General features: G+C 69.7%; 5 protein-coding genes. All 5 read right to left on the reverse strand.

The window, feature by feature from the left end:
- Window positions 1–117 precede the first annotated feature (117 nt).
- The 5 genes from ACGF12_RS34295 to ACGF12_RS34315 all read right to left on the reverse strand — a co-directional run bounded on the left by ACGF12_RS34295 (window position 118) and on the right by ACGF12_RS34315 (window position 6,231).
- A complete protein-coding gene (locus tag ACGF12_RS34295; protein ID WP_393039078.1) occupies window positions 118–621 on the reverse strand; it encodes a hypothetical protein in 504 nt (167 codons plus the stop codon).
- Window positions 622–1,253: 632 nt separating this feature from the next.
- Window positions 1,254–2,246, reverse strand: a complete 993-nt coding sequence (locus ACGF12_RS34300) for a response regulator (RefSeq protein WP_393039081.1) — start codon at window positions 2,244–2,246, stop codon at window positions 1,254–1,256.
- A 247-nt stretch (window positions 2,247–2,493) separates the two neighbouring features.
- A complete protein-coding gene (locus ACGF12_RS34305) occupies window positions 2,494–4,149 on the reverse strand; it encodes a phospholipase (RefSeq protein WP_393039084.1) in 1,656 nt (551 codons plus the stop codon).
- A 351-nt stretch (window positions 4,150–4,500) separates the two neighbouring features.
- Complete coding sequence (locus tag ACGF12_RS34310) at window positions 4,501–5,136, reverse strand: HAD family acid phosphatase (protein WP_393039087.1); 636 nt, start codon at window positions 5,134–5,136, stop codon at window positions 4,501–4,503.
- Between the two features lie 555 nt (window positions 5,137–5,691).
- Entirely contained in the window at window positions 5,692–6,231 is a 540-nt protein-coding gene (locus ACGF12_RS34315; protein ID WP_393039090.1) for a hypothetical protein, read from the reverse strand.
- Window positions 6,232–7,681 lie beyond the last annotated feature (1,450 nt).

The raw sequence follows: 7,681 nt of genomic DNA on the forward strand, positions 1-7,681 counted from the left end.
GGGGTGGGGGGGGGGGGGCACACCGCCGGGGCGGACGGGCCGAAGTGCGGCCCCCCCAAATGGGCGGGGGTCCCCCCGGCGGGGCGCCCGCCCCCCCCCCCGCCAGGGCTCCGGCGGTCAGAACGCGCCTGCGTACGCGCACTTCTCCGACACGTTGATGCTGGCGTTCACCCGGCCTGATCCGCAGCTGCGGGTGGAGACGAACGTCGTGTTCCAACTCGGCTTCATCACGCCGCTGTTGTCGGCGATCCACGAGTTGGAGTTTCGCCAGCGCACCTCGCCGAGCGACCGCTTCTTCATGGTGAGGCTGGCGCTGGGCGACTTCGAGATCGTGAGGCTGGCGCTGATGCCGTGGGCCTCCAACTCGACCCGGTTCTCGATCCACTGGGCGGTGCGGGGATTCCCGCCCTGGAGCTTGGTGGACGAACTCCAGCTGCACGCCGAGGAGTAGGTGCCGCAGTGCCAGGCGTTCACCTGCCACTTGTCACCGCCCGGCAGGTTCCAGCTGGACGAGTCGCTGGTGGCGCTGGCCGGTACGGCGGCGGCGACCAGGCCGAGTGTGGCCGCGGCCGCCGTCCCGACAGCAGCGGCGGCGTGCGCCGCGCGGAAACGTATGCGCAAGATGCGCTCCTTCAGTCGGTGTCGTACTTGGTGGTTGACGTCGACGTCGGATCGCGAGAAATCGCAGCGTTGCAGATGACCAACGCTTCCCCCCGTGATCGAGACCGGACCCTAGCAGCGAGAAACCTGGCCGCGAGGAATGGCCGGAATGAATCCACGGGAAAACGGCGGGTTGCCGTGGCTGTCGGTGGTATCGGCACCATTTCCGACCTGCGCGGATGACCACGAAGGATGGTCTCGCTCGCCGATAGGTCGGTCTTTTCATCGGTTGGGGGTACGGCCCCCGCCGAATGGCGGGGTCAGGTGGACAGCCAACTGGAGGTCGACCGTATGAGCCCCTTTTCCCGCCCAGGGATTCCACCAGCTTTTAGGGCACCGGGAAGGATGGGAATTCACCTCGGGCAGAGCGAAAGGCAGCCAGAGGCTGACGGTGAATCCGCCGTCCGCACTCGGTCCTGCGGCCAACGTCCCGCCGAGCGGAGCGGCGTTCGTGGCCGGCAGCACCGTGGGAGGCCAGCGGCGCCGCGCCAGAAGGACCACCGACGCGAGCATCGGCAGCACAGCGACGTACCAGTCCCTGGCGGGGGAGCTACAGCAGCGCGTCCAGCGCGGCCAGGACCACCAGCAGGAGGTCATCGACCACCGGGACCAGCAAGGCCCGGGCCGCCGCAGCAGCCGCACGAACCGTGCGCGCTTCGATCGGTCACGGCTTGACCGCTGATGTCCTCGACGAGGCCGAGGCGGTCCGCCAGTACGGCCGCCTGGACGCGGTTGGCCACCTTGAGCTTGCCGAGGACGGCCCGCACGTTGTCCTTGACCGTCGCGACACTGAGGTGCATCCGCGCTCCGATCTCGGTGTTGGACAGCCCCCGGCCGAGGTGGCCGAGCATCTGCAGCTCACGCGGGGACAGCGCGTCCACGGTCCGGGCGGCGATCGAAGGAGCCCCGGCCGGGTGGATGCCCTGCAAGCGCCGCACGACCGGGGCCGACAGGCAGCCCGCGCCGGTGGCCAGGGCCCGCACCGAGCGCACCAGCAGGTCCGGCGAGGTGTCCTTGAGCAGGAACCCCGCCGCACCGAGTCGCATGGCCTCACTCAGGTACTCGTCGGAATCGAAGGTCGTCAGCATCGCGACCTGCGGCGGCTCGGCCAGCTCTCTCAGCCGGCGCAGCACGGTGAGTCCGTCCACGTCGGGCATTCTGATGTCGAGCAGGACCACATCCGGACGGTGCTCCTCGACGGCCGCCACCGCGGCGGCACCCTCGCAGGCCGCGACGACCTCCAACCCGGGCGCGGCGCCGAGGATCATGGCGATCCCCGACCTGATCAAGGCTTCGTTGTCGACGAGCAGCACTCTCAGCCGCGCAGCCTCCTCCAATGGCGTCACTGATGTTCCCCCGGTTGTCTGAACCTGAGATTTGAAGGCTCTTTTGCTGGACCTGTGGATGCGGTCATGCGAGTTGGCGACAGGGCAGCGTCGGGCGGTTGCCGCCGAGGGCGAGCATGACGAGCGCGTGACGGCGTCGGCGCTGTGGAAGCCGAAGCCTCGGCGGATGATCACCGCGAACGACACCTGCGCACCGTGCTCACCGAGTACGCCGAGCACGACAACGCCGGACGAGCCCACCGCAGCCTCGACCTACGAGCACCGGACGACGATCCCAACGTCATCCTCCTGCCCACGGCCGCAGTCCGACGCCACCCAGTACCCGGCGGACTCCTCAACGAGTACCACCCCACCCCGATCAGACCGCCCGTGATCTGCGTGAAACACCCAGTTCAGCGGCCTGATCGGAGTTTTGACACTTCTCAGGTGCGGGGGCTGCACCCCGCTCGGCTGCCGCCCGATCGCCGGATCGGGCGGCAGCCTGACGTCAGGCCTGGCAGATGTCGCGGCTGTAGTCGACCGTCGCGGCGGCCTGCGAGTACTGCCACTGCGGCGTGAGGAGCTGCGCGTCGAGCTGGGCGGCGGCGGTGCGGTCCTCGACGACGTAGCCGAAGTCCTGGAGCCAGGCCGGGTAGAGGTTCTTGGATCCGATGAAGAAGGCGGAGCCGTCGACCGAGACGAGCTTGTGGTGCTGGGCGTAGGGCTTGCCGTCGGCCCAGGTCGCGGTGGGGGCGGCGCGGAAGCTCGCGAGCTGGAGGTTGTTGCACATGGCGGTCCGCGCCTGCGTCTGGTCACCGAGGCGGGCGGCCAGGCGGGCCTTGAGGACGTCGCTGATCTCGGTCAGCGACTTGATTTGCGAGTAGCCGCCGCTGCCGACCGCGCCGCGGTTGGCCGGGTCGCTGACGACGATGCGCACCTTGACGCCGTTGGCCATCTTGGCGGCGAGCAGGTCGTAGAGCCGGGCGTCGTAGCGGGGCAGGGGCGGGCAGGTGCCGTTGACGTCCTGCTGGGAGATCTCGATGTGGTTGTTGGCGGCGGCGACCAGGGCCCGCAGGGCGTTCTCCTCCGGGTTGACCGTCTCGTAGTCGCGGTCGCCGTTGGTGTTGTCGTGCAGGCCGATCGGGCCGCACTTGGTGTCGGAGGCGCTCGGGACGGGGTCCGGATCGTAGGCGGAGGCCGGGTCGGAGGTGCGGATGCCGACGCCGAGGCCGCCGATGGCGACCACCGGCACGGTGCTGGTCGCGGGGACGTCCTTGGCGGCGGGGTTGAGCCGCTGCTCCAGGTCGGGGGTGCACGGGGTGCCGCCCGTGGAGGCGAACCACGCGGCGGAGAGCAGGCCGGTGTTGCGGCAGGTCCAGTCCCAGAGGGTGTCCAGGTAGGCCCCGGCGGAGGCGGCTGCGGGGCCGTTCAGGGCGAGGTCGACGTCGGTGACCGGGTGGTCGGTGTCGAGGTAGTCCTTCTTCCAGTTGTTGATCCCGCCGGTGATGACGCTCTGTCCGTCGACGACCAGCAGCTTGGAGTGGTTCCAGGAGAAGGCCGTCTTCGACGTGGTCATCGAGGCGACCTCGAGCGTCACGGACGGCGCGGCGTCACCGAGCTTGGCCACCAGCTCGTCCCGGTACTTCGACGGGAGCGCGGTGATGTTGATGAGCGGCGCGGCGCCGGCCAGGATCCGCACGTGCGGCCGGTTTCCGGCGGCGACAGAGGCCTTGAGGCCGTCGGCGATGGCGTCCTGGAACGCGCCGTCCGGGAAGGGGGCGAGGGTCGAGATGTCGACAGTGCGGGTGGCCTGGGCGATGTTCTCGCGCATCTTGTCGAGCAGGCGGCGGGTGCCGGGCCGGTCGGTGCACGAGGGGTCGCCCCAGCAGCCGGGGGTCTGCAGCAGCCAGCCGCCGGGGTCGCCGGCCGGGGCGTCGAGCCGGTTGCCGGCGGTGCGCTGCCACACCGATCCGTCGAGGCCGGGGGAGACCTGACGCAGTGTCGCCTCGACCGCGTCCAGGTACGGGGTGGCCGCGGTCTGGGTGGGGTTCGGCGCGGGGTCGGCGACGGCGGGGGCGGCGGACAGGACGCCGAGGGTGGCGGTGAGTGCCAGCACGGAGCCGGCGGTCCGGCGACGAGAACGGGTGGGACGGTGGTGGTGCATGTACGAGTCCTTCACGAGGGGCTGGGAAGCTTCCGCCCGGGGCCGCCGCCTGCGGCCGCGAACCGGGAGCGTCGACGGCGGGCCTCCCCGTCCGTGGGGACCGGGAAGGCGCCGCCGCCGACGCAGAAGATCATCACAGCGGAATCCTGAGGATTTGATGAGCTCCGTCACGTCCGTCCGCCGACGCCTCGCCCACCGCACTCGCAGGGATCGTTCGGCGGCTCGTCTCTTCCCGGCACAAGCGCCTCACGAGCCACCGCCTCAACCGAGGCGATCACGTCGCTCATCAGGTGCTCCTCCCTGACAGGGAGTTGCATCGATGACCGCCCCGGACACCGCGACAACGGCTTCTTACGGGAGCAGGCCGTTGTAGTCGGGGAGCTTGAAGGTCCGCTCGGCGTGGCCGCCGTCGAGGTCGGTCCAGTTGTTGCCGATGTTGGCGATGATCGTGTAGCCCTGGTTCTCCACGGCGATCCGCGCGTTCGTCTTGAAGTCCTGGATGGGCTTGAAGAGGTCGGACAGGCCGCGGCTGTACAGCTCGTCCACCGTGTAGCCGGCCTCCTCCAGGGTGTGCCGGGTGACGGGGTCGATGGCTCTGGGGCGCGCGGTGATGAAGATGATCGCGACGCCGTGCTCGTGCGCGTACTGCGCCAGTTCCACCACCGGGGCGATGCCCGGCTCGGTGAAGGGATGGAAGTGCGTGGCGACGGTGGTGTTGTCGATGTCGAAGACGATGGCGGGGTTCGGGTCCGATGAGTCGGCCACACGCTGCTCGACGTACGCGCGGGCCGGCGCGACGGCCGCGCTGACGTCGTCGAGCCACTGCTCCTCGGTGACTGCGCTGCTGCTCGCCGCGTGGGCGGCGGCCGGTGCCGCAACGGGAGCGGAGGTGGCTCGGACCGGCGTCGCCACCGCGGGAGCGGCAAGGCCAGTGGTGAGCGCTACCGTCAGGGCTGCGGCGGCGACGTGCTTTATCGAGATTCCCATTCCTGCTACTTAGCCTTTCATGTGAGTGTTCGTTGGTTGATCAGTCCCTGTCACTCAAGTCGGCGCGTTAAACCTCTGCTCCCTGTCACCTACGCTGATCACATCCATCCCATGGATCATCTGGCCTTCCCCCGCGCGGGGGAAGGCCATGTGCCGGAGCAGGTGGACCTGCGGGTCCTTCACGGGCTGTCTCCTTCCTCGCGTACGGGTGTGTTCGTCAGTAAGTCGGCGACCAGCCCGGGCTTCCGCCTGTGGGACCCGTCGGTGTCTCGGAGGCGACCAGCGCAGCGGCGCGACGGGGATTGCCGTCCGCCCGGTCGAGCAGCGCCGGTACGGAGTGCTCCGCTGCCGTGGTGTTGAGACCGATGAACAGGCCGGGGCCGAAGCGCTCGCGAAACAGGCCGGCTCCTCCAGTGATCACTGCGCAGCGCTACTGCCGATTACGAGGCAGAGCCGGGTTCCGGTACAGACCCTCGCGCAGCTGTCGAAACGCCGAACGGGCGGACACTCCTCCGGGGAGCGTCCGCCCGTTCTCTCTTCACGGGGCGAGCGCGGTCACGGCCCGGCCGGGGGGAGGGTTCCGCCGGGGGTTGCCGGGGCCCAGGTGGGTGGGGAGGCGGCCTCCTGCGGGTCGGTCTCCCGCATCCGGACCTTCCAGCCGTCCTCGCCGCCGTTGCCGTCCAGACGCAGGTTGATCTGCTTGACCTGCCGGGTGCGTTCGAAGTACAGCACGACGGTCTGCCGCTCCGAGGCCTCACCGTGGAACTCCGCAGTCACCGGTCCCGTCGCCCCCTGCTGGAAGCTGTGGACCCAGTTGGCCGCCGTGGCGTTCGCCTCGGTTGCCGACCCGTCGGAGGTGGCCATGGACGCCAGCTTGCCCCGGGAGCCGTCGGCGAGCCGCCACACGACCTCCTGGGTCAGGCGCAGGCTTCCAGTGGATGGGTAGCCGACCACTCGGAGCGGCTGGTGGGCCGCGTAGTCGTCGGCGTACCGCAAATCCGCGTCGTCGGCGGAGAGCCACCACAAGGTGGCCCCGGACGCGGCGACGGCGGCCACAAGGGCGGCGGCGGTCGCCGCCTTCCAGCGGCGGGCCATCAGGAGGTGCCCGGCGGGCGGACGATCCAGAACCGCTCGACCGGCGTGCCAGCGCGTCGTACAGCGCGGTCTGGTCGACCATGCCGTGCTGGCGCAGCTCCATCTTGCCGCCGTCGCTGACGACGGCGGCGGCGTGGTTGATTCGCGGCCAGCGACAGCGCCAGCGTGAGGGCCAGCGGATCGCTCAAGGTCCGCCTTGATGCATGCATTGGTGCTCCTTGGCCAACTCTTGACAGCATGGCGGGCGGAGCGTACGGCCCGACGCCTGAAGGTCTCATGAGGGCTTTGAATCGTCCATGACAGTCGAGTTCGCGTGATGGCGGAGAGGAGTTCCATCAGGCCGAAGCGTGGCGACGGTCAGCCCGGGGTCCGCGTTCGTCAGCACCGAGCCGAGCATCCGGCCGGGGTCGCGACAGGCTGGCCGCACCTCCGGTCGGGCGACCGCGTGAGGTTCGTGCCGCCGGTGCGCGATGCCGTGTTCCGGCGCCGTGAGGTGCGAGCGTCCTCCAGCGCGCGCTGCGCGCAGCACGCCACCGCCGCAACATCGCCGACCGCGCCGCCGAGGCCGCCCACCGGGCCCGCCAGAGCACCGACATTGCCCACCGCCGCCTGGCCGACACCGCCGTCCGACCCCAGGTGCGGTTCTCCGGGCAGGAGCGGTACCGCCAGACCGCGAGTTCTGTCGCAGAGGCAGGTTGTAGGTGCTGCTCGATGCGGAGCACGCCAATTCCGAACCTGCAGACGTGCAGCCGGGCCCGCCGGTCAGTGGGGCGGGCAAGCAGGTGAACCCGCCGTTCCACACCTGCCGGACCGGCCGGGCAGGTGCGCCCGGCCGTGAAGAGTCCGTCCACCGAGGCGCGCCCAGCGGTATCGGAATGAACTGATGGGAGACCAAGGACAGTTGGTTCCTGGCCGTTCCCCTCGTGGTCGCTGGTGGACCCGGCTGCTGTCCGGAAGCTCGCTGTAGGAGCACCTCGAAGGCGCTGCGATCTGCCGGGGACAGGAGGGCGACGACGCTGTCTAGGAGTTGTGCTGTGAGCTTGTTGCACACGACGGCTTCTCCCGTTCTGCGCCAGGTGACGACGGGCGCTCCGGCACTCAGAGACGATCTACCGGATCAGGCATCCGGGGGAGGCCGAACCCGCGGATTGATCACGACTCGCGTCCGAGGCGAGCGCGACAGCGTCACTCGCGACGACCACCCCTAAGCTCAACCCTATGACTGCGTTCGACGACCTCACTCGCCTCATCCCTCCGCCGTCACAACCACTGTGGGCGCGTGGAGACTGGACCGAGGTGGAGGTAGCACTCGGCGTGGAACTTCCCTCCGACTTCAAGCAGCTGGTCGGAGCCTACTGAAGTTCCACCCTGCGGTTGGACACTCTCTGTCTACGCCGCGAGGGTGTGACCTTGCCGGTGCCGCCGCCGAATCTCGAGTGGCGTGAGGTAG

Origin of the sequence: Kitasatospora sp. NPDC048296 (assembly GCF_043201815.1) — a bacterium.
GTDB lineage: Bacteria > Actinomycetota > Actinomycetes > Streptomycetales > Streptomycetaceae > Kitasatospora.

What these genes read in the sequence shown, in the direction of transcription:
- ACGF12_RS34305 (WP_393039084.1), bottom strand. Translation starts at nt 4,149, where the DNA reads ATGCACCACCACCGTCCCACCCGTTCTCGTCGCCGGACCGCCGGCTCC.
- ACGF12_RS34310 (WP_393039087.1), bottom strand. Translation starts at nt 5,136, where the DNA reads ATGGGAATCTCGATAAAGCACGTCGCCGCCGCAGCCCTGACGGTAGCG.
- ACGF12_RS34315 (WP_393039090.1), bottom strand. Translation starts at nt 6,231, where the DNA reads ATGGCCCGCCGCTGGAAGGCGGCGACCGCCGCCGCCCTTGTGGCCGCC.